We start from the raw sequence: 223 nt of genomic DNA on the forward strand, positions 1-223 counted from the left end.
ATAAAGAGATTGGTCGGTTAAATTCACGAGTGCGTCAATAGTGACACCGTCTTCACACGCTCGGCTATCGCTGATTCCGATACTCACGCTAGAGTTAAAACGAATTTGTTCACCCACTTTGAACTCGACTTGATTGAACTGTTGGCGAATCTCTTCTGAAACTTCGAGAGCTGTTTCAAGAGACGTATTGGGGATAAATAGAATGAACTCTTCACCACCCCAA

1 protein-coding gene is annotated in these 223 nt (G+C 43.5%); it reads right to left on the minus strand.

Translation table 11 applies throughout. The features are described from left to right. A partial coding sequence (locus AB4496_RS27885) for a diguanylate cyclase (protein ID WP_372133266.1) occupies window positions 1-223 on the minus strand: 223 nt, incomplete at both ends.

Origin of the sequence: Vibrio sp. 10N.222.46.A1 (assembly GCF_041473595.1) — a bacterium.
In the GTDB taxonomy this organism is placed as follows: Bacteria; Pseudomonadota; Gammaproteobacteria; order Enterobacterales; family Vibrionaceae; genus Vibrio; species Vibrio tasmaniensis_A.